Annotated in this window: 12 protein-coding genes; 9 read left to right on the forward strand and 3 right to left on the reverse strand. The window is 73.4% G+C overall.

Annotated elements, in window-relative coordinates; genetic code table 11:
- Positions 1–83: 83 nt before the first annotated feature.
- Positions 84–1127, reverse strand: coding sequence for a serine hydrolase domain-containing protein (locus ABT070_RS11170; RefSeq protein WP_351757845.1), 1044 nt, complete (start codon positions 1125–1127; stop codon positions 84–86).
- Between the two features lie 252 nt (positions 1128–1379).
- Here ABT070_RS11170 and ABT070_RS11175 point away from each other — a divergent pair, with 252 nt between their 5' ends.
- The 5 genes from ABT070_RS11175 (at position 1380) to ABT070_RS11195 (ending at position 11806) form a co-directional block, all read left to right on the forward strand.
- On the forward strand, positions 1380–3596 hold the full coding sequence (locus ABT070_RS11175; RefSeq protein WP_351757847.1) for a serine/threonine-protein kinase: 2217 nt from the start codon (positions 1380–1382) through the stop codon (positions 3594–3596).
- Between the two features lie 176 nt (positions 3597–3772).
- On the forward strand, positions 3773–6517 hold the full coding sequence (locus ABT070_RS11180; RefSeq protein ID WP_351757850.1) for a serine/threonine kinase C-terminal domain-containing protein: 2745 nt from the start codon (positions 3773–3775) through the stop codon (positions 6515–6517).
- 148 nt (positions 6518–6665) lie between these two features.
- The gene (locus tag ABT070_RS11185) at positions 6666–8372 is read left to right on the forward strand and encodes a serine/threonine-protein kinase (protein WP_351757853.1); all 1707 of its coding nucleotides are present in this window, start codon (positions 6666–6668) and stop codon (positions 8370–8372) included.
- A gap of 72 nt (positions 8373–8444) precedes the next feature.
- Positions 8445–10103 carry a serine/threonine-protein kinase gene (locus ABT070_RS11190; RefSeq protein ID WP_351757856.1) on the forward strand — a complete coding sequence of 553 codons (1659 nt, stop codon included), beginning with the start codon at positions 8445–8447 and terminating at the stop codon, positions 10101–10103.
- Between the two features lie 92 nt (positions 10104–10195).
- Positions 10196–11806 (forward strand): serine/threonine-protein kinase, encoded by a 1611-nt coding sequence (locus ABT070_RS11195; RefSeq protein ID WP_351757858.1) that lies wholly within the window; start codon positions 10196–10198, stop codon positions 11804–11806.
- A 198-nt stretch (positions 11807–12004) separates the two neighbouring features.
- Here the strand turns inward: ABT070_RS11195 and ABT070_RS11200 are convergent, their stop codons facing one another.
- Positions 12005–12907 carry an AraC family transcriptional regulator gene (locus ABT070_RS11200; RefSeq protein WP_351757861.1) on the reverse strand — a complete coding sequence of 301 codons (903 nt, stop codon included), beginning with the start codon at positions 12905–12907 and terminating at the stop codon, positions 12005–12007.
- An 87-nt stretch (positions 12908–12994) separates the two neighbouring features.
- On the opposite strand from ABT070_RS11200, the gene ABT070_RS11205 reads away from it, so the two are divergent.
- From ABT070_RS11205 to ABT070_RS11220, 4 genes are all read left to right on the forward strand, one after another.
- Positions 12995–13891 carry an MBL fold metallo-hydrolase gene (locus tag ABT070_RS11205; RefSeq protein ID WP_351757863.1) on the forward strand — a complete coding sequence of 299 codons (897 nt, stop codon included), beginning with the start codon at positions 12995–12997 and terminating at the stop codon, positions 13889–13891.
- 31 nt (positions 13892–13922) lie between these two features.
- Positions 13923–15905, forward strand: coding sequence for a serine/threonine-protein kinase (locus ABT070_RS11210; protein WP_351757866.1), 1983 nt, complete (start codon positions 13923–13925; stop codon positions 15903–15905).
- Positions 15906–16027: 122 nt separating this feature from the next.
- Positions 16028–17671, forward strand: coding sequence for a succinic semialdehyde dehydrogenase (locus tag ABT070_RS11215; RefSeq protein WP_351757869.1), 1644 nt, complete (start codon positions 16028–16030; stop codon positions 17669–17671).
- Between the two features lie 86 nt (positions 17672–17757).
- Positions 17758–19536 carry a GMC family oxidoreductase N-terminal domain-containing protein gene (locus tag ABT070_RS11220; RefSeq protein ID WP_351757872.1) on the forward strand — a complete coding sequence of 593 codons (1779 nt, stop codon included), beginning with the start codon at positions 17758–17760 and terminating at the stop codon, positions 19534–19536.
- Between the two features lie 128 nt (positions 19537–19664).
- Here ABT070_RS11220 and ABT070_RS11225 read toward each other — a convergent pair whose 3' ends face one another.
- The gene (locus tag ABT070_RS11225; RefSeq protein WP_351757875.1) at positions 19665–20705 is read right to left on the reverse strand and encodes an LPXTG cell wall anchor domain-containing protein; all 1041 of its coding nucleotides are present in this window, start codon (positions 20703–20705) and stop codon (positions 19665–19667) included.
- Positions 20706–20828 lie beyond the last annotated feature (123 nt).

The following is a 20828-nucleotide window of genomic DNA, read 5'->3' on the forward strand; positions in this document are numbered from 1 at the left end:
GCCGGGCCGGGTTCCGCTTTCGCGGGGCCGATTCACTCGAACGGGTGTGGTGATCCGGGATCTCCGTTCGGAACCGGCTCGTTCTACGGATTGCGAGGGCAGAACTCGGCGGCGAGCAGGGCCGGTTCGAGGGCGGGGTCTGCGATCGCCGTCGTGTTCACCCGAAACGTGAGGACACGCCGACCGTCGACGGTGGCCGCGGTGCGCACGTAGCTGCCGGAGATCCGGCCGTTGTGCCCCCACACCGTGACGCCGCACGGGAGCTTCGCGGGGAACAGGCCCATGCCGTACGAGCCGTGTGCGGTACGGGTGTCGAGCATCTCGCGCAGCCGGCGCGGGGGCAGCAGTTCGCCGCCGAGCAGTGCCGTGTAGAAGCGGTTCAGGTCGGCGAGGGTGGTCACCAGCTCGCCCGCGGCCCCGGCCACCCGCGGGTCGAGTTCGGTGATGTCGGTCCCGTCCGGGTCGTAGGCGCGGCCGTGCGGGGAGGGCAGAGAGGTGCGGGAGCCGGGGAAGGAGGTGCCCGTCAGACGCAGGGGAGAGATGATCCGCCGTTCGGCCTCCGTGGCGTACGGGCGGCCGGTGACCTGCTCGACTACCAGGCCGAGCAGAACGTAGTTGGTGTTGGAGTAGGCGAAGCGGCCGGGGTCGGCCGGAGGGTGGGTGACGGCGATACGGACGGCTTGCAGCGGGAGGACGGGCACGGTGCCCTCGGTGTCCCGGGTGAAGTCGTACAGGCCGCTGGTGTGGGTGAGCAGGGAACGCAGGGTCAGCGCGCGCCCGTCGTTGCCCGCCCCGCGCACCAGGCCCGGCAGGTGCGACTCCACCGTGTCGGACAGTGACAGCCGGTGCTCGGCGGCCAGTTGGAGCACGACGGTCGCGAGGAAGGTCTTGGTGATGCTGCCGGCCCGGAAGTGGTCGGACCGGGAGATGCCCGGGCCCGCCTCCGCGTAGCGGGTACCGCTCTCCTCACGGGCCAGCAGGGCGGCGGCGGGCGCCCTGCCCCGGGTGAGGAGCAGCGGGAGGAGGGAATCCGTGGGCGGTACGGGAGCCGCCTGGGAGCCGGTCGCGAACAGGCCGAGGAGCGCGAGGGCCACGGGCAGGGCCACCATGCTCCGCACGGGTCGCATCACGACCCCTCCCTTCTTCTCTCCTCCCCCGGCAGGCTCATCATCCAGGGCCGGTCACGCCCGACTTCATCCGGTCCCCGCCCCACGAAAGGGGCCCGTGGGGCTCCGTGGCCGGAGCGTGCTGCACCTTCTGGCCGGAATGCACCGCTCCTGAGTGCGGCCGGGAAGGGATGAGGGGCACCCTGGGCGTCGGGCGCTTGTCGGGTGAGGGACAATGGAGGCTCTGTCAGGGCGGGTTGCATGAGGGGACGCATGTCGGAGGCGGAGCGGGCGGGAGCATCCCGTCAGGACAAGAGCGCACGTCTCCTCGCCGGGCGGTACCGGCTGGGAGATGTACTCGGCCGCGGCGGCATGGGGACGGTGTGGCGAGCCGAGGACGAGACCCTCGGACGCACGGTCGCCGTCAAGGAGCTGCGGTTCCCGGGGAACATCGACGAGGACGAGAAGCGCCGGCTGATCACGCGGACACTGCGCGAGGCCAAGGCCATTGCGCGGATCCGCAACAACAGCGCGGTGACCGTCTTCGACGTGGTCGAGGAGGACGACCGGCCGTGGATCGTGATGGAACTCGTCGAGGGCAAGTCGCTCGCCGAGGTCATCCGTGAGGACGGCGTGCTGGAGCCGAAGCGCGCGGCGGAGGTCGGGCTGGCGATCCTCGACGTGCTGCGTTCGGCGCACCGCGAGGGCATCCTGCACCGTGACGTGAAGCCGTCGAACGTGCTCATCGCCGAGGACGGCCGGGTCGTGCTCACCGACTTCGGCATCGCGCAGGTCGAGGGCGATCCGTCGATCACCTCCACCGGCATGCTCGTCGGCGCGCCCTCGTACATCTCCCCGGAGCGGGCCCGCGGTCACAAGCCGGGCCCGGCGGCCGACCTGTGGTCGCTCGGCGGTCTGCTGTACGCGGCGGTCGAGGGCTCGCCCCCGTACGACAAGGGTTCGGCCATCGCCACGCTCACCGCGGTGATGACCGAGCAGTTGGAGGAGCCGAAGAACGCGGGTCCGCTGAAGGACGTCATCTACGGCCTGCTCACCAAGGATCCCGCGCGGCGGCTCGACGACGCCGGTGCGCGGGCGATGTTCAACGCGGTGCTGCACGCCCCAGATCCGCGGCACGCCGAGCCGGCGGACGCGACGAAGGTCGTGCCGTTGCCGGCGCTGCCGGACGCCGCCGGTGGCAGGGGGAGTTCGGCGGGCGCGGAGGCGGGCGAGAAGCTGCGCGGCGCCTTCCGGTCCGTGCGCAAGGCCGCCGTCGCGGCGGGCGCCGCGACCTCGGCGGCCGCGGCCCGCGCCAAGTCGGCGAACGGCACGAGTGCTTCCGGTTCGGTGGGCGCGCCCGAGGCGCAGCAGAGCGAGGCGCGCCGGGGCGGTGCGGCCCGGGGTACCGGGGCAGCCGCTTCCGCCGCCGCGCCGTCCGCCGCCGCGCCGGTGACCCCGGCCTCCCGGGGCACGACGGGACCGGCGTCGGCTTCGGCGTCCGGGCCGTCCTCCCGGCCGGCGTCCAGGCCGGTGTCCGGCGCGACGCAGGCGTCCCCGTCCGTGCCGGCGGCTCGTTCCGGTTCCGGTGCGGGCGCAGGTGCAGGTGTCGGCGCGGGTGCTGGTTCTGGTGCGGGTTCCGGTTCCGGTTCCGGAGGCAATGGCGGGGGTGCCGGGCGGAGTTCCGGGTGGCCCGTGATGACGCCGCCGGATCTGCCGCCGCGGCCCGTGCCCAGGGCGCCGCTGACCGATGTGGTGCCCAAGCGGACGCTGGTGATCATCGCCGTGGTCGTGGCGCTCGCGGTGCTCGGTACCGTGCTGGCCCTCACCCTGGGCGGTGATGACGACACCGCCGGCGCGAAGGGCGGCGGCGCTTCCGGGCCGGTGGCCACCGGGGGCGCGAGCGCGAAGGCCGACACCAAGGAGGACGAGGACAGCGGGACCCGTGCGGACGGGTCGTCGTCCTCCTCGCAGTCCGCCGCCGCGTCGTCCGGTTCCGCTTCGGGCGGCAACTCCGCGGCCGGGGGCGCCGGATCCGGCGTCACCGCGTCACAGAGCAGCGGTGCGGCGACGACGTACAAGGGCGGTCAGGGGTACACGATCGGGCTGCCCACGGGGTGGAAGTACGGGTCCTCGGACTCCGCGGGCGACCGTTTCACCGGGCCCGACGGACAGAAGTTGCTCGTCGCCTGGACGACCACGCCCAAGGACGACCCCGTCGCCGACTGGAAGAACCAGGAGCGCTACATGACGCGCTCGCAGTACAAGAAGATCCGAATAGAGCAGGTGGACTACCGCGGCTGGAACACGGCCGACTGGGAGTTCACCTACTCGGACGGCGGGACGGCGTACCGCACCATCGACCGCGGGTTCGTCGTGAACGACGGCCTCGGGTACGCGCTGATGTACACGGCGAAGTCCGCCGCATGGGGTACCGACCTGCGGCAGACCACCTGGACGACGCTGACGGAGACCTTCACGCCCAAGAAGTAGCGGCCGCCGGGCAGCCGTGTTCGGGCGTGAGATCTGGCATCCCCTCTTTGCGGGTTGCCTCCGGCACGTATCGTGAGTGCTTGCGGACCGTACGCATCCAGCTATTCGGCCGGATACGGCTGTAACGGCACGCAACGCGAACGGAATTGACCGACCGGGCGGCCGGGGGAGGCAACGTGGACGACTACGCGGGTCGAGTACTCGTCGACCGTTACCGTCTGCCGTTGCCGCCCTCCGACGAGTACGAACTCACCGAGACGCGCGCCTTCGACACCTACAGCGGACAGGAAGTCCTGGTCCGCCAGGTGCCGTTGCCGGAGGTCGTCGAGGCCGAGGTGCTCGACGCGGAGGGGTTGCCCGAGGGGTTCACGGCGCGGGAGCGCGGGGCGCGGCGACCGAGACCCCGGGGCGTGGGCGTGGGCGAGGGGACGCGGCGGCCCGCCGACCCCGTCGTCCGGCGTGCCCTGGAGGCGGCGCAGGCCACGGCGAGCATTCCCGACCATCCACGGCTCGACCAGGTCTTCGACGTGTTCGCCGAGGGCGGCTCGCTGTGGATAGTGAGTGAACTGGTGGCCGCTCGGCCGCTGGCGGCACTGCTCGCCGAGAAACCCCTGACGCCGTACCGGGCGGCCGAGGTCGCCTCCGACGTGCTCATGGCACTGCGGGTGCTGCACGGTCACGGCTGGGTGCACCGGAACATCACCGCACGCACGGTCCTGGTCTGCGACGACGGGCGGGTCATGCTGACCGGCCTGGCGGTCGGCGCGGCGGAGGAGGCGCTGTGCGGGTACGACCCGGTACCGGCTCCGGACGCGACGGAGCGTGAGCAGGGCGCGGCGGGCCGGGGGAACGGCGGCGCGGGCCACGGCGGGAGCGTCGGCGGTCCCCGGGCTTCGGCGCCCCCGCCCCAGCAGGACGGCCCGGGCGCTCACGGAGCTCACGGCGGCCCGGCCGGTCCGGGTGGCTCGGCGGGCTTCGGTGGTTTCGGCGGCTCCGTCGGGGCCGGCTCCGGTGGGGGCGGGTTCGGTTCCGGTGCGGTCGATCCCGAGGCCGCCCGGCGGGCTGCCATAGAGGCGCGGGCGTCCGGTGCGTTGCCGGTGCCGGCGGGCGAACCGTCCGGCGGCGGCGGGGCGTCCGGGGCGGTGGCCCGCAGGGCGCCGACGGAGTCCGGCGGAGACATCCGGGCCGCGCGCGCCGGGGCCATCGCCGCGTACCGCGCGGGAGCGCGGGCGGCGGCCCGGGTGCAGGAGGCCCAGGAGACGCAGCAGAACGGACGGGCGGCCCTGCCGGGCGCGCGTACCCCGGCCGACGACGGCCACGAGGCCCCTGGAGCCCGTCCTCCCGGAGCCCGTCCCCCCGGACAGATCGCCGACCCCTACGGCGTCTCGGGCGCGCCCGTGCCCGGCCCCGCCGGGTACGGCCAGGGGCAGTCCGCCCCCCACGTCCACACCGCCGGTCCGGGTCCCGGTCCCGGTCCCGGTGGCGCACCGTACGCGGCCCCACCGGCGTCGCACGCCGCGCTCACGCCCGTCCCCGGTGCGCAGATTCCCGGGCAGGGGCAAGGGCAGGGGTCGCCGGGTGAGGCGCGGGGCGGAGCCCGTTGGGGCGAGCCGGGGGCCGTGGCGCCCGGCAGCGCCGCGCGGCGCGGGCCCGGCACCGCGTTGGCCGCCGAACGGGCGCGTCAGGCGAGGATGGCCGTGGTCGGGCCGGTCACCGAACGGTGGGCACCCGAGCAGGCCGGACCGGTGCACGAGAACTGGCAGCTGGCCGCGCCGATCGGTCCCGCGACCGACCTGTGGGCGCTGGGCGCGCTGCTCTTCCGGGCCGTACAGGGGCACGCGCCCTACCCGGAGGAGTCGACGGCCGAGCTGGTGCAGATGGTGTGCGCCGAACCGCCGGCCTTCGCCGAGGAGTGCGGACCGCTCAGGCCGGTCGTGGAGTCGCTGCTGCGTCAGGACCCGACCGAGCGCCTCGACTTCGAGGAACTGCGGGGCTGGCTGCGCTCGCTGGTGCGGTCCGCGCCGGAGCCGGAGGCGGGCACCTATGTCGTCGCCGCGCCGCCGACCGATCCACGCAGGCTGCCGATCGTCCGCCGCCGCGGCGAACTGGTGCGCAGAAGGCGTGCCGGTCTGCCCGCCACCCACGGCCGGCACAAACGGGGCCGGCCGGAGGCGAAGGGGTCACCCCGCAGCCTCGGCCGCACCCTGCTGGTGCTGATCCTGCTCGTGCTGGCCGGCGCGGTCGCGTACGCGCTGCTGTTCATGCCCAAGGCGGACGAGGAGGGCGCGGCCGGTTCGGACGGCTCGCAGCGGACCGGGGCCACCGGGGCGCCGGGCGGCCAGGCGCCCGAGGCGAGCAGTGAACCCCGGCCCGACCAGACCTCGCCGGGCACCGGCGCCTCCCCGTCCTCGGCGTCCTCGGGAGCGCAGGCCACCCAGACGCAGACCGGCGGGTCCGGGGCGGAGGCCGCCGACGGGTTCACCGTCCGGGCGGACGACGCCGGCTTCCGGGTGGCCGTGGCCAACGGCTGGGACCGCACCCCGAAGAACGGGCGCGGCCAGGTCGTGTACGGGCACGGTGACTTCGAGCTGATCGTCGTACCCGGACGCGACAGCGCGTCGTCGAACGGCAGCGACCCGATGGTCTACCAGCGGGAGAAGGAGAGCGAGCTCCAGCCGTACCGTGACTCCAGCTGGGCGACGGCCTCCGGGCTGCGCACGACGACGGTGGGCGCGCGGACCATGGCCGAGGGGCAGTTCACCTGGACCGACGGCGACGGGCGGGCGCTCTACGTCCGCAATGTCGCGATCCTCATCTCGGGGCGGTACCACATCGTGCAGGTCAGGGGTCCGGAGGCCGAGCGGGACGAGGTCACCCGGCTGTTCGAGCAGGCGTCGGCCACGTACCAGTTCACCGGCTGAGCGCCCGCCCGGTCGCGTCCGGTTCCCACCCGGCACCGGAAGCGACAACCGTCACAGTGCTGTCACCTTGGCACCCCGCTGGTTCCCCGGAGGCGGCCCGGTCCTTAGGCTGACGTTGTCAAGAGCATTGCGGGGCAACGTGAATCAGATGCAGGGCCTGCTCCTGGCGGGTCGCTACCGGCTCGCCGACGCCATCGGGAGCGGCGGTATGGGCCGGGTGTGGCGTGCGCACGACGAGCTGCTCCACCGGGCCGTCGCCATCAAGGAGTTGACGGCCGCGCTCTACGTGGCGGAGAGCGACCAGGCCGTCCTGCTGGCGCGGACCAGGGCGGAGGCCCGCGCGGCCGCGCGGATCAACCACTCCGCCGTGGTCACCGTGCACGACGTGCTCGAGCACGACGGCCGCCCGTGGATCGTGATGGAGCTGGTCGAGGGCCGCTCGCTGGCCGACGCCGTGAAGGAGGACGGGCGGGTCGAGCCCACCGAGGCGGCCCGGATCGGTCTGTGGGTGCTGCGCGCCCTGCGCGCCGCGCACTCCGCCGGTGTCCTGCACCGCGACGTCAAGCCCGGCAACGTGCTGCTCTCGGACGACGGCCGGGTCCTCCTCACCGACTTCGGCATCGCCCAGATCGAGGGCGACAGCACCATCACGCGGACCGGGGAGGTCGTCGGCTCGGTCGACTACCTGGCCCCCGAGCGGGTGCGCGGCCAGGACCCCGGCCCGTCCTCCGACCTGTGGGCGCTGGGTGCGACGCTGTACACGGCGGTCGAGGGGCGGTCGCCGTTCCGGCGCACCTCGCCGCTGACCACTCTTCAGGCCGTCGTCGAGGAGGAGGCAGCCGACCCCGGGTACGCCGGCCCGCTCGGCCCGGTCATCAGCGCCCTGCTGCGCAAGGACCCGGCCGCCCGGCCCGACACCACCGAGGCCGAACACCTCCTCGCCCAGGCGGCCGAGGGCAGGCGCCCCAGCGGGGCGCAGGCGTACGTGCCGACGCAGTACGGGGGGCCCGACCGGACCTCGGGGGGCCACCACTCCGGGGCGCACCCGCTGTCCCACCCGACGGCCGGCACCGCGTACGTACCGGTGGCGCCGGAGACGGCGACGCCCGTACCCGGTCACCCCGTGACGGCCGCGACCGCCGTGGGGCCGACGCACATCGGCCCCGGCCCGGACACACGGCCGTCGAGCCGGTCCCAGCCGCCTCGGCGCCGTCGTCGGGTGCTGGCGCTCGTGGTCGTCGCCGCCGCGCTGGTCGGCGGGGGTACGGCGGTGGCGTGGCAGAAGTGGGACGAAGGGCGGCAGGGCACCGGCGGGTCCGCTTCGGCGTCCACCTCGCCGAGCCCGACCACTCCCGCAGGGACGAGCACCCCCGGCGAGGAGGGGACCGACTCCTGGCAGGAGATCGACGACCCGCTGGGCTTCGGGCTCTCGCTCCCCAAGGGCTGGGAGCGGGACGTGTACCAGGACGACGGCGACCTCAAACAGATCGACTACACGCCCGACGGCGGCGAGCACTTCATCCGCATCGCCCTCGACAGGTCCCCCGACTTCAGCGACCCGTACGCGCACCAGATCGACCTCGAACAGCAGCTCAAGCGGCTGGTCGCCTACAACCGGGTCACCCTGGAGAAGAACGTCTACCGGGACCGGGACGGCGCCGAGTGGGAGTACACCTGGACCGCGCAGGCGAAGGACACGGAGTTTCCCGGGCCGCGCCGCGCGATCGAGGAGACGTACGTGTCCCGGGACGGCACCGAGTACGCGATCTACATGTCCTCGCCCGCCGAGGACTGGACCGAGACGGCCAAGCAGTTCAAGTCCGTACTGCAGAGCTGGCGGGAGCCGACTTCGTAGGGTTGCGCCCGTCCCGGTAGTTGGCCGGACGGCGCCCCGGAGGCGTGACGTCCGTTGGGGCATGATGGGCCCATGGGGACCGAGGGGGGCGGGGACGGCGTACGGGTCATCGCGGGCCGTTACCGGCTGGACGCGAGGCTCGGGCGCGGGGGCATGGGGGTCGTGTGGGGCGCCACCGACCAGTTGCTGGGACGGCGTGTCGCCGTCAAGGAGCTGACCCGGGACGACACGCTCTCCGACGAGGAGGCGCGTGGCCGCCGCGACCGGACACTGCGCGAGGCCCGCGCGGTGGCCCAGCTGAGCCACCCGCACATCATCGTCGTCCACGACGTCGTCGAGGACGGCGAACGCCCGTACATCGTCATGGAGTTGATCGACGGCGGCTCGCTCGCCGACCGGATCGCCGCGCGGGGTCCCATCGAGCCGGCCGAGGCGGCGCGGATCGGCATCGCCCTGCTCGGCGCCCTGCGCGCCGCGCACGCGGCCGGGGTCCTGCACCGGGACATCAAGCCCGCCAACGTCCTGCTCGAAGGCGACAGCGACCGCGTCGTCCTCACCGACTTCGGCATCGCGCAGGTCGCGGGCGCCACCACGCTCACCGAGACCGGGTCGTTCGTCGGCTCGCCCGAGTACACCGCTCCGGAGCGGATGTCCGGGGCGCGGACCGGCGCGGAGTCCGACCTGTGGTCGCTGGGCGCGCTGCTGTGCACGGCGCTCAGCGGCGAATCGCCCTTCCGCCGCGACTCGTTGGGCGGCATCCTGCACGCCGTCGTCTTCGCCGAGATCCGGACACCCGCGCAGGCCGAACCGCTGCTGCCCGTCGTGCGGGGGCTGCTGGAGCGCGATCCGGACCGGCGGCTGGGCGCCGCGGAGGCGGAGCGGCTGCTGCGCGCCTACCTGGACACCGGGCGTACGCCGCGGCCGGTGTCGTCGGGGTACACGCCGACCCAGGCGGACCTGCCGCAGCCGCGGTGGGAGCCGCCGGCCCGGGAGCGCTCCACCCGGGGCGTGCTCGTGGCCGCGCTGCTGGTCGCCGCGATGGCGGGGGCGGGCGTGTCGGCGGCCGCGCTGCTGCTGAACGGCGACGGCGACGGCGGGCGCACACCCACGAGTTCGGCGCCGGGGCTCCCGGGCGGCGGCTCGACGAGCCCCACGCCCACCGGGACCCCCTCGGCCACCCGGTCCCCGTCCGGTTCCACCACCTCCGCCCGGCCCTCCCTCCCGGCCACGTCCGCCACGGCCGGCCCCGCCTCCGCCGCCTCGGGCGACCGCCCGGGCACGCCCACCGCCCCCTCCGGCTACCGCGTGGCGGTGGACCCCGCCGGGTTCTCGCTCGCCGTGCCGGAGGACTTCACCCGGCTGCCGCAGGGCGAGCGGGTCTTCTACCTGTCCCCGGGGCAGGTCTTCCGGCTCGGCATCAAGATCGCCGCCGCACCGCCCGGCGGCCCGCTCGCCGTGATGGAGTCCGCCGCCGCCAAGGGCCCGGACACCAACCCCGGTTACCACGACGGCCGGGTCACCGAGACGGGTCACGGCGGGAGCCCCGCCGCCCTCTGGGAGTTCACCTGGGACGGCTTCAGCGCGGCGGAGGGCCCCCGGCACACGTACGACCTGTGCTGGGAGGAGGGCGGGCTGCTGTACGACGTGTGGGTGTCGGCGCCGGTCGGCAAGGTGCGGGAGGCGCGGGAGTACTTCGACGTCGCGGTCGACACCTTCGCCGTAACGACCTAATCGGGAGATAAGGAACGTTGCGCGTCACGGGTCTGTGACCGGTACGGGCCGCCGGTGGATACCGGCCTGCCTGGCGCGATATGGATGGACTCATGAGTTACGACGGGGGCGCCGGTCACGAGGCCGACGAGACGACGAGTTTTGTACTGCAACCGCCCAGGCCGGCGCCGCCGCAGCAGACCGCGGTGCCCGTCCAGGCCGCCCCGCCGCAGGAGCCGGGCGTCGGACGGCTCATCGCGGGACGCTACCGGCTGCTCGCCAAGCTCGGGCACGGCGGTATGGGCACGGTGTGGCGCGCCAAGGACGAGACGGTGGACCGCGAGGTCGCCGTCAAGGAACCCCGCGTGCCGGACCACCTTCCCGAACGCGAACAGGCCAACGTGTTCGAGCGGATGCGCCGCGAGGCGCGGGCCGCGGCCCGGCTGGACCACCCGGCCGTCGTGAACGTGCACGACGTGGCGGTCGTCGACGGCCGGCCGTGGATCGTGATGGAGCTGGTCCACGGGCGCTCGCTCGGCGACGCCCTCCAGGAGGGCACGCTCAGCGCTCGCGAGGCGGCCCGGACCGGCCTGGAGGTGCTCGGCGCGCTGGAGGCCGCGCACGCGGCGGGCATCCTGCACCGGGACGTCAAGCCGGACAACATCCTCCTCGGCCGGCACGACCGCATCGTCCTCACGGACTTCGGCATCGCCCAGATCGAGGGCGAGACGAACCTGACCGACACCGGCGGCATCGTCGGCTCGCCCGAGTACATCGCCCCCGAGCGGGTGCTGGGCCAGCGCCCCGGCCCGGCCGCCGACCTGTGGTCCCTGGGCGTGGTGCTGTACGCGGCGACGGAGGGCGTCTCGCCGTTCCGCCGCAGCAACACCCCGGCCACGCTCCAGTCCGTCCTCAACGCGGTGCCCGCGCCGCCCGCCGCCGCCCAGGGTCCGCTCGCCGAGGCCGTCAACGGACTGCTGGAGAAGGACCCGGCGCGCCGCCCGGCCGCCGCACGGGTACGGGCCCTGCTGGAGGCCGCCGCGAACCCGCCCGCGCCCCGGCCCACCCAGGTCGTGCCGCAGGCGGAAGCCCCCCGCGCCCGCCGCCGGTTCGGGCGCACGGCGTGGACCGTGCTCGGCGCGGCGGTCGTCGCGGCGGCGGTGACGGCGTACCTGGTGGTCGCCGACCCGTTCGCGGGGCCGCTGCCGGACGGCTGGGAGAAGCACCGGGTGGCGGACGTCACCGCGAAGGTGGCGGTGCCCGACACCTACAAGAAGGGCGTCCCCGACCGGGAGTCGGACGACAGCCACTGGGTCAGCTACACCGACCCGAGCGGTGCCATCTCGGTGGTGCTGTCGGTGGACCGCAAGGCCGAGGACACCGGCAAGGAGATCAAGGCGTCCGCGGCCGCGGAGATGTACGCCGACGACGGCGTGTTCAAGGAGAACGGCAGCTACCGCCTCGACATGCCGAAGGCGCCGAAGACCCGGCCCGACGACAACGCCACGTTCCGCGACCAGAAGGCCGCCGGGAACACCGTCAGCTACACCACCAGCGACAGCCAGGATCCCCGCCCGCGTGAGCTGCGGATCCTCTACTACAAGTCCGCCGCCGGCGACATGTACCGGCTCACCATCGCCTACCCGGGCGCGGGCGACTTCACGGCGCGGGGCCGCGAGGTGGCCCGCACGGCGATCGCCAACCTGGACCTCGACAAGCTCTAGGCCAGGCGAGGCGAGGCGAGGCGAGGCGAGGACAGGCCAGGCCAGGCCGGGGAAGGCCGGGGAAGGGCAGGCCAGCGAAGGCGCGGCAGGCCAGGGAAGGCTCGGTCAGGCCGGTCAGGCCGGTCAGATCGGTCAGGCCGGTCAGATCGGTCGGCTCGGGCGGTCCGGTCAGGCGGGGCCCGGTCAGGCCGGACCGGATCAGGTCAGGTCCCCGCCCGGGGCGGCCCGGTACCTTCCCGGTGTCGTCCCGAACTCCCGGCTGAAGGCGTGGGAGAGGGCGTACGGGCTGCCGTACCCCGTCTCCCGGGCCACCGCCGCCAGCGGCGCGTCGGTGTCGCGCAGCCGGGCCGCGGCGAGCGTCAGCCGCCACCACGTGAGGTACGCCATCGGCGGGCGGCCGACCAGCGAGGTGAAGCGGCGCGCCAGCGTCGCCCGGGAGACGCCCGCCCGGGCCGCCAGACTGTCGTTGGTCCAGGGCGCCGCCGGGTCCGCGTGCAGCGCACGCAGCGCGGCCGTGGCCACCGGGTCACCCAGGACGGCCGGCCAGGCGCCGGTCGCGGCCCGCGCCAGCCACGCCCGGACCATGTAGACGAGCAGCAGGTCGAGCAGGCTGGGCAGGGCCAGGGAGGCACCCGGCCGACGGCCGTCCAGCTCATGGGCCAGCAGGTCGACCGCGCCCCGGAGTTCGGACGGCCGGTCGGCCCGGTTCGCCAGGTGCACCACCTGGGGCAGCTCCGCCAGCAGCGGATGCGTACGACTGCGGTCCAGGCGGTACTTGCCGCACAGCAGCTCCACCTCACCCGCGACGCGACTCGGCCGGACCTCTTCGAACGGCACCGCGCGGGCCGCCGTCACCGCGTCCACGGGCCGGTCGGCCAGCACGTGCCCCGCACCGTGCGGCAGCAGCACGACGTCCCCAGGACCGAGGTGGATCCCCTCACCGCCCTCCGGCAGCAGCCAGCAGCTCCCCGCCAGGACGACATGGAACCCGGCCCCCTCGTAGGCGGCGATCCGGGTGCACCAACTCCCGCTCACCCCCAGCCGGTCGGAGTGGGGCCGTCCGGTGCGTACCGAGGAGATCGCGTCGCTCACCACGTCCATGAGGCAAGGGTAGGTGAGGCGCACGCGTATCCGGTTGAGCGGTTCGGGCATCGAAACACTCAGGGACGTCTCCCTAGGCTCGCCGGCATGACTGACGAACACGTGCAGAGCTTCACGGTCGGGGACGTCGAGATCCTCCGGGTGGTCGAGTGGCAGTCCCTCTTCGTGCCCGCTCCCTCCCTCGTCCCCGACTGCGGTCCCGAGGTGTGGAAGGAGCACCGGGAGCTGCTCGCCCCGGACCACTGGGACCCCGTCAGCGACCGGGTGATGTCGGCGCTGCAGACCTGGATCGTGCGCAGCGCCGGCCGGACGGTCCTCGTCGACACCGGCGTCGGCAACGGGCGGGAGCGGCCCGGGTTCCCGCACTTCCACCGGCGACAGGGGGACCTCCCGGGGCGGCTGGAGCGGGCCGGGGTGCGCCCGCAGGACGTCGACATCGTGGTCAACACCCATATCCACGCGGACCACGTCGGCTGGAACACCCTCGACGTCGAGGGGGAGTGGACGCCGACCTTCCCTCGCGCCTCCTACCTCCTCCCGGCCGCCGACGACGCCTACTTCGGGCCCGCGGGCGGGTACGGCGGCGGTGAACGGGAGGACGACCGGCTGGTCTACGAGGACAGCGTCGCTCCCGTGCACCGGGCCGGGCAGGCGGTGCTCTGGGAGGGGGAGCACCGCGTCGACGAGCACCTCACCCTGGAGTCGGCCCCCGGTCACACCCCGGGCTCGGCCGTCCTGCGGGTCGCCTCGCGCGGCGAACGGGCCGTGTTCGTCGGGGACCTGCTGCACAACCCGGTGCAGGTGCTGCGGCCCGAGTGCAGCAGCTGCTTCTGCCTGGACCCCGGACGCGCGGCGACCGAACGCGCCAGGATCCTCGAACGAGCGGCGGACGAGAAGGAGTTGGTGATACCGGCGCACTTCGCCGGGCCGGGTGTCGTGGAGGTGCGACGACTGGAAACCGGACGGTTCGCCCTGGGCAGGTGAGGGCGCCGGAGATCGTGGTAGTCATGGAGACATGAGCAACGACGGGGGCCCCGGCGGCGCCGAGAACCGGACGGTGGGCGGGCGCTACCGGCTGCTGGAACGTATCGGCTCCGGCGGTATGGGCACCGTATGGCGGGCCCGTGACGAGCTCATGGAGCGCGAGGTCGCCGTCAAGCAGCCCCGGCTGCCCGGTGATCCCGAGGACGACTTCCACCGCCGGGCCGCCCACCGTCTGCACCGCGAGGCCAGGGCCGCCGCCCGCGTCGACCACCCCTCCGCCGTCGCCATCCACGATGTGGTGGTGGAGGGGGCGGCCGCCGACGGCGAGGGCGGACTGCCCTGGATCGTCATGGAGTTGGTCCGTGGCGAGTCCCTGCACGAGGTGCTGAAGCGCGGCCCGCTCGATCCCGCCGAGGCCGCCCGGATCGGCCTCGCCGTCCTGGGCGCCCTGCGTGCCGCGCACGCCGTCGGCATCGTCCACCGGGACGTGAAGCCCGCCAACGTCCTGCTCGGCCCTCCTCCACTCCCGGCTTCACCGGAGCGGGGGCACCCTCGTGGCCGGGTCGTCCTCACCGACTTCGGCATCGCCCATGTCCAGGGCGAGGAATCCCTCACCGTCAGCGGCGAGTTCGTCGGCTCGCTGGAGTTCGTCGCGCCCGAGCGGATGTCCGGGCGCAGCGGGGGCCCTGCCTCCGACCTCTGGTCCCTGGGCGTCCTGCTGTACGCGGCCGTCGAGGGCTGGTCCCCGTTCCGCCGTACGACCGTGGAGTCCACGCTCGCCGCGGTCATCGCCGCTGACCCGCCGGAGCCGAAACAGGCCGGCCCGCTCGGCCCGCTCGTCGTACGGCTCCTGGTACGCGACCCGGTACAGCGGCCCGACCCGGCGGAGGTCGCCGAGACACTCGCCGCGGTCGCCGAGGGCCGACCGGTCCCGTCCCCGGAGAAGACGGAGGCGGGGGGAGGGGGAGGGACAGCGGGAGCGGAGAAGGCGGAGGTCGCCGAGGAGGCCGCGCCTCAGGACGTGCGGGCCTTACGGGAGTTCGGCGAGGACGCGGGGACGGTACGAGTGGGGGCGGCCCGGCAGGACCCGGCGCAACCGAGCGCCCCGCCGAAGCCGACCGACGGCCCCGGACGACAGCCCCACCCGGCCTCGGCCGGTACGTCCGGGCAGGCCGATACGCCCGGGCAGGCCGGTACGTCCGGGCCGGGCGGCGGGTCCGGACCGCCCGCCAAGTCCGGGCCAGCCGGCGAGTCCGGGCAGCCCCGCGAGTCCGGGCAGGCCGGTACGTCCGGGCCGGGCGGCGGGTCCGGACCGCCCGCCAAGTCCGGGCAGGCCGCCGAGTCCGGGCAGCCCCGCGAGTCCGGGCAGGCCCGCGCGGGCCGCTTCCTGCGGTCGTCGAGGCGTCGCTCGCTCGCTCTGGCCGTGCTCGGCGGGCTGCTCGTCGGCGGTACCTGGTGGGGGAGCGCCCGGCTCGGCGGGGCCGACGGCGGGGCGACGGAGCGACCGGTGACCTACGCCGGCTCGGCGCCGGCGGAACCCTCGGCCTCCGCCGTCGCCGCGGCGCGGTGGGTCGCCCACCGCGAGGCCGGACTGGACGCCGTCCTCTCCCTCCCGAGCCGGTACCGGCAGTCGGCCCGGCAGGGCGGTGCGGATGAGCAGCCGCGCCTGGTGGTCTACTCGGCGGGCTCGGTCGACGTACGCCTCACCCTGTGGGACAAGGCGCCCGCCGCCCCGTCGGCCCGGGCGGCCCAGGCGCGCGAGACCTGGAGCGCCCACGCCCCGGACGCGCGCACCCAGACCACCCGGACCAGCTTCCACGGGGACGAGGCCGCCCTCGCCGACACCGCCTACGGTCTGGACGACACCCCGACCCGTGTCATGGAACTGTTCGTCCTCACCGCCGACGCCCGCATGTACGAGCTGCGTGTCGACATGCCCAAGGGGACGCCGGAGGAGAAGCAGGGCACGGCGGTGTTCAAGGAGGCGCGCGACCGCCTGGAGATCGGTAAATGACCGGGCACAACCTCCTGATCAGCAGGTTTGTTGCCAGTGAATGCTGGCATCATGTGTGCGGTCGGTGAAACGGTATTACCGGCGGGTACCCAAAGTCTTCCCCACGTCATACCCTGCGCCTCATGACGGACTCGCAGGCCCCGGAAAAGACCGGCACCGAGCTCAGTGGGAAGACCACGACCGGTACCAACCCCCTCGCCCCCGCCCCCGCCGGCGTGCGTACCGCCGCGGACGTGGTCACCCCGGAGCTGGTCGCCCAGCTCACCAAGGGGGTGACCGGCTCCGGCCGTACCGCCAACCACACGCCCTTCACCGGCGGGAAGCTGGCCGACCTGCCCGAGTCCACGCCCGACGACGTACTCAAGGCCTTCGAGGCGGCCCGCAAGGCGCAGCCGGTCTGGGAGCGGACGCCCGTGCGGGAACGCGCCGCCGTCCTGCTCCGTTTCCACGACCTGGTGCTGGAGCGGCAGGCCGAGGTGCTCGACCTCATCCAGCTGGAGACCGGCAAGGCCCGGCTGCACGCCCATGAGGAGGTGCAGGCGGTGGCCGTCGCCGCCCGGCACTACGGCCGCAAGGCGCCCGCCTACCTCCGCCCCAAGCGGCACGCGGGCGCCATGCCGACGCTGACGAAGGTCACCGAACTGCGCCACCCGCGCGGTGTCGTGGGCCAGATCGCCCCCTGGAACTACCCGCTGGAACTGTCGGTCGGCGACGCGCTGCCGGCGTTCGTCGCGGGCAACGCGGTCGTGATGAAGCCGGACACGGAGACCTGCCTGACCGCCCTGTGGGCGCGTGACCTGCTGATCGAGGCGGGGCTGCCCGCCGAGGTCTTCCAGGTCGTCCTCGGCGAGGGTCCCGTCGTCGGCCCGGAGGTCGTCCGGCACGCCGACTACGTCTCCTTCACCGGCTCCACCCGCACCGGCCGCGAGGTCGCCCGGGGCGCCGCCGACCGTCTCGTCGGTGTCTCCCTCGAACTCGGCGGCAAGAACGCCATGCTGGTCCTCGAGGACGCCGACATAGAGAAGGCCGCGGCCGGCGCCGTCCGCGCCTGCTTCTCCTCGGCCGGTCAGCTCTGCATCTCCATCGAGCGGCTGTACGTCCACGAGTCGATCGCGGACGCCTTCGTCGAGCGTTTCGCCGCCCGCACCAAGGCCATGCGGCTGGGCACCTCGCTGGCGTACGGCGCCGACATGGGCTCCCTGGTGGGCGAGCGTCAGCTGGAGACGGTGACCCGGCACGTGGAGGAAGCCGTCGCCAAGGGTGCGAAGGTCGTCGCCGGCGGCGTCGCCCGCCCGGACGTCGGCCCGTACTTCTTCGAGCCGACGATCCTCGACTCGGTGACGGAACCCATGTCCGTCTGCACCGAGGAGACCTTCGGCCCGGTCGTCTCGATCTACCGCTTCAAGGCCGACGACGAGGCCGTCGAGCAGGCCAACTCCACGCCGTACGGCCTGAACTCGTCGGTCTGGACGAAGGACGGCCGCCGCGGCCGGGACGTCGCCTCCCGCCTGCGCACCGGCACGGTGAACGTCAACGAGGGGTACGCCCCGGCCTACGGCAGCGTCCAGTCGCCGATGGGCGGCATGAAGGAATCCGGACTCGGCCGCCGTCACGGCTCCGAGGGCATCCTCAAGTACACCGAGGCCCAGACGGTGGCCCAGCAGCGCCTCCTGCCGATGGCTCCGGCACTGGGCATGGACGACGAGAAGTACGCGGAGTTCATGAGCCGGAGCCTGCGGCTGATGAAGGCGTTCCGCTTCCGCTAGAGCGCCCGCCGGATCCCGCCGGATCCCGCCGGAGCGCCCGCGCCGGCGCGCACCCCCCTCACATCCGTTCTCAAAGAGGAGAGCATGTGTCCCAGGACGCTTACGACTACGACGTCCTCGTCGTCGGATCCGGCTTCGGCGGCTCGGTGACCGCCCTGCGCCTGACGGAGAAGGGCTATCGCGTGGGCGTCCTGGAGGCGGGCCGCCGTTTCACCCGGGAATCGCTGCCCAGGAACTCCTGGGACCTGAAGAACTACCTGTGGGCCCCGAGGCTCGGCATGTACGGCATCCAGCGCATCCATCTGCTGGGCAACGTCATGGTGCTGGCCGGCGCGGGCGTGGGCGGCGGCTCCCTCAACTACGCCAACACCCTCTACGTACCGCCGAAGCCCTTCTTCGACGACCCCCAGTGGCGGGACATCACCGACTGGCAGGAGGAGCTGAAGCCGTACTACGACCAGGCGCGGCGCATGCTGGGCGTTCGGCTCAACCCGACGACGACCCCCTCCGACGTACATCTGAAGGCGGCCGCGGAGCGGATGGGCGTCGGCGACACCTTCCACATGGCGCCGGTCGGGGTGTTCTTCGGCGACGGCGAGGACGCCGACGGGACGGCGAAGGCGAAGCCGGGGGAGCAGGTCGCCGACCCCTACTTCGGAGGCGCGGGACCGGCCCGCAAGGCGTGCACCGAGTGCGGCGAGTGCATGACGGGCTGCCGGCACGGCGCGAAGAACACCCTCAACGAGAACTACCTCCACCTCGCCGAGAAGGCGGGCGCGGTCGTGCACCCGTTGACGACGGCCGTGTCGGTCACCGACGACTCGCAGGGCGGCTTCGCGGTCGCCACGCTCCCCACCGACGACCGCCGCAAGGCGAAGGGCCGGGTCTTCAAGGCCCGTCGCGTGGTGCTCGCCGCGGGTACCTACGGCACCCAGACCCTGTTGCACCGCATGAAGGCGAACGGCCAACTCCCGTATCTCTCAGAGCGGTTGGGCGAGCTGACCCGCACCAACTCGGAGGCGCTGGTCGGCGCGCAGACCGACGACCGCCGCTACCGCAAGGCGACGGGCGCGGCGAAGGTGGACTTCACCCGCGGAGTCGCCATCACCTCCTCCGTCCACCCGGACGACAGCACCCACATCGAGCCGGTCCGCTACGGCAAGGGCTCCAACTCGATGGGCGGCCTGTCGATCCTGCAGGTGCCGTACGCGGAGGGCTCGTCGAGGGTCGCAGGCTGGCTGGCGAACGCGGCCCGTCACCCGCTTCTCGTCCTGCGCTCGCTGTCCAACCGCCGTTGGTCGGAGCGGACCATCATCGGTCTGGTGATGCAGTCCCTGGACAACTCGCTGACGACGTATCTGAAGCCGACGGGTGTGGGCCGGGGCCTGCTGACGGCACGCCAGGGCCATGGCGCCCCCAACCCCAAGCAGATCAGGGCCGCTTCCGAGGCCGCCTCCGCGATCGCCGCCGACATCAACGGTTTCGCCGGCTCCAACGTGGGCGAGCTGATGGGCACCCCGCTCACCGCGCACTTCCTCGGCGGCTGCCCGATCGGCGACTCGCGCGAGACGGGTGTCATCGACCCGTACCACCGCCTCTACGGCCACCCGGGCATCTCGGTCGTCGACGGCGCCGCGGTCTCGGCGAACCTGGGCGTGAACCCGTCGCTCACGATCACCGCCCAGGCCGAGCGCGCGATGTCGTACTGGCCGAACAAGGGCGAGACGGACCCGCGTCCGACGCAGGGCGCGGCGTACGAGCGGCTGAAGCCGGTGGAGCCGGTCGGCCCGGTGGTGCCGGCGGACGCGTTCGGCGCGCTGCGCCTGCCGTTCCTGGGAATGCCGACCGTTCCGCCCAAGGAATGAGCCGGTGGCCGCTAGCCGGTAGCCGGTAGCCGGTAGACGGTAGACGGTAGGCAGTAGGCGATAAGCGATAAGCGAAGGGACCTGCGCCCCCCTCCGAGCGCAGGTCCCTTCGCTGGTCTCGATACGCGTTACGCGTGCGTGCCGGCCTTGCGGCGACGGACCGCGAACACCGCACCGGCGCCGGCCACCACGGCGACCCCGCCGACGAGTCCGATCATCGGCAGCGCGGAGTTCGAACCGGTCGAGGCGAGGCTGCCGCTGATCGGCTTGGCGCCGCCCTGGGGCTTGGCGCCGTCGGTGGGCTTGTCGCCGTTCGGCTCGGCGTCGTCGACACCGTCCGCGGAGCTGCCGGCGGCGAGGATCTCGACGTCGTAGAAGTCACCGTTGCCGTAGCAGGCGGAGTCCTTGCCCGCGTACACGGCCTCGCTCAGCGCGAACGAGGAGCCGGCCGGCGCGGACGCCTTGATCTTCACCCGCAGGTCGAGCGTGGCGGACGCGCCCTGCTCCAGCGAGTCGAGCAGACCCACGAAGGACCCCGTGACGTTGACCTTCTTGCCGTCCTCGTCCTCGTAGTAGTCCTGGAAGCCGTCGGTCCACTTGCCGTCCTCCTTGACCTGGATGACGGCGAGGCCCTCGGACAGCCACTCGTCCGTTTCGTCGCCGTACTCCATGAAGGAGTCGATGTACACGTTCTTCAGGTCGTGGTCGGAGCCGTTCTTGACGACGAACTCGAAGTCCTGCCAGCCGGAACCGGCGACGATCTTGCTCGGCAGACCCTTGATCTGGGCGGTGAGCTTCTCGTCCAGTTCGAAGGACTTGCAGTCCGTGTACGGGTCGAACCCGTCCTCGCTCGCGCTCGCCGACGGGCTCACGGAGGCCTTGCCCGAGCCGGACGCGGACGGCGACGAGGAGCCGGACGCGGAGCTGGAGGCGCTCCCGCTCTGCGACTCGGACGCCGACGGCGACGAGGTGTCGGACTCGGAGGCGGACGCGCTCGCGCCGTTCGAGTCACTCGAACCGGACGGCGAGGCGGAGGTGTCGTCCGACGTGGACGCGCTCGCGGACGGTGAGCCGCTCTCCTCCGCGAAGGCGGCGGGTGCGGACAGCAGGGCGAGCGGCGCGATGACGGCCGTCGCGGCCACGGTGACGAGCGTGCGGCGAAGCTTCATGAAGACCTCGGTGGATCCGGTGGGAGGCCTTCCGCATGGGGGTGTGGGATGTGGCCTTGGTTTCGGTGGGTGTGACCGGTGACGGTTGTGAACAGTTGTACGCAGCTCACAGGATCTTTATGT

The sequence above is a fragment of the Streptomyces sp. NPDC002884 genome, assembly GCF_040295245.1.
GTDB lineage: Bacteria > Actinomycetota > Actinomycetes > Streptomycetales > Streptomycetaceae > Streptomyces.

Excerpts from the sequence above, each read along its gene's own strand:
- ABT070_RS11195 (WP_351757858.1), top strand. The coding sequence starts at position 10,196 with ATGAGTTACGACGGGGGCGCCGGTCACGAGGCCGACGAGACGACGAGT.
- ABT070_RS11200 (WP_351757861.1), bottom strand. The coding sequence starts at position 12,907 with ATGGACGTGGTGAGCGACGCGATCTCCTCGGTACGCACCGGACGGCCC.
- ABT070_RS11225 (WP_351757875.1), bottom strand. The coding sequence starts at position 20,705 with ATGAAGCTTCGCCGCACGCTCGTCACCGTGGCCGCGACGGCCGTCATC.
- ABT070_RS11205 (WP_351757863.1), top strand. The coding sequence starts at position 12,995 with ATGACTGACGAACACGTGCAGAGCTTCACGGTCGGGGACGTCGAGATC.
- ABT070_RS11210 (WP_351757866.1), top strand. The coding sequence starts at position 13,923 with ATGAGCAACGACGGGGGCCCCGGCGGCGCCGAGAACCGGACGGTGGGC.
- ABT070_RS11215 (WP_351757869.1), top strand. The coding sequence starts at position 16,028 with ATGACGGACTCGCAGGCCCCGGAAAAGACCGGCACCGAGCTCAGTGGG.
- ABT070_RS11185 (WP_351757853.1), top strand. The coding sequence starts at position 6,666 with ATGCAGGGCCTGCTCCTGGCGGGTCGCTACCGGCTCGCCGACGCCATC.
- ABT070_RS11190 (WP_351757856.1), top strand. The coding sequence starts at position 8,445 with ATGGGGACCGAGGGGGGCGGGGACGGCGTACGGGTCATCGCGGGCCGT.
- ABT070_RS11170 (WP_351757845.1), bottom strand. The coding sequence starts at position 1,127 with ATGCGACCCGTGCGGAGCATGGTGGCCCTGCCCGTGGCCCTCGCGCTC.
- ABT070_RS11175 (WP_351757847.1), top strand. The coding sequence starts at position 1,380 with ATGTCGGAGGCGGAGCGGGCGGGAGCATCCCGTCAGGACAAGAGCGCA.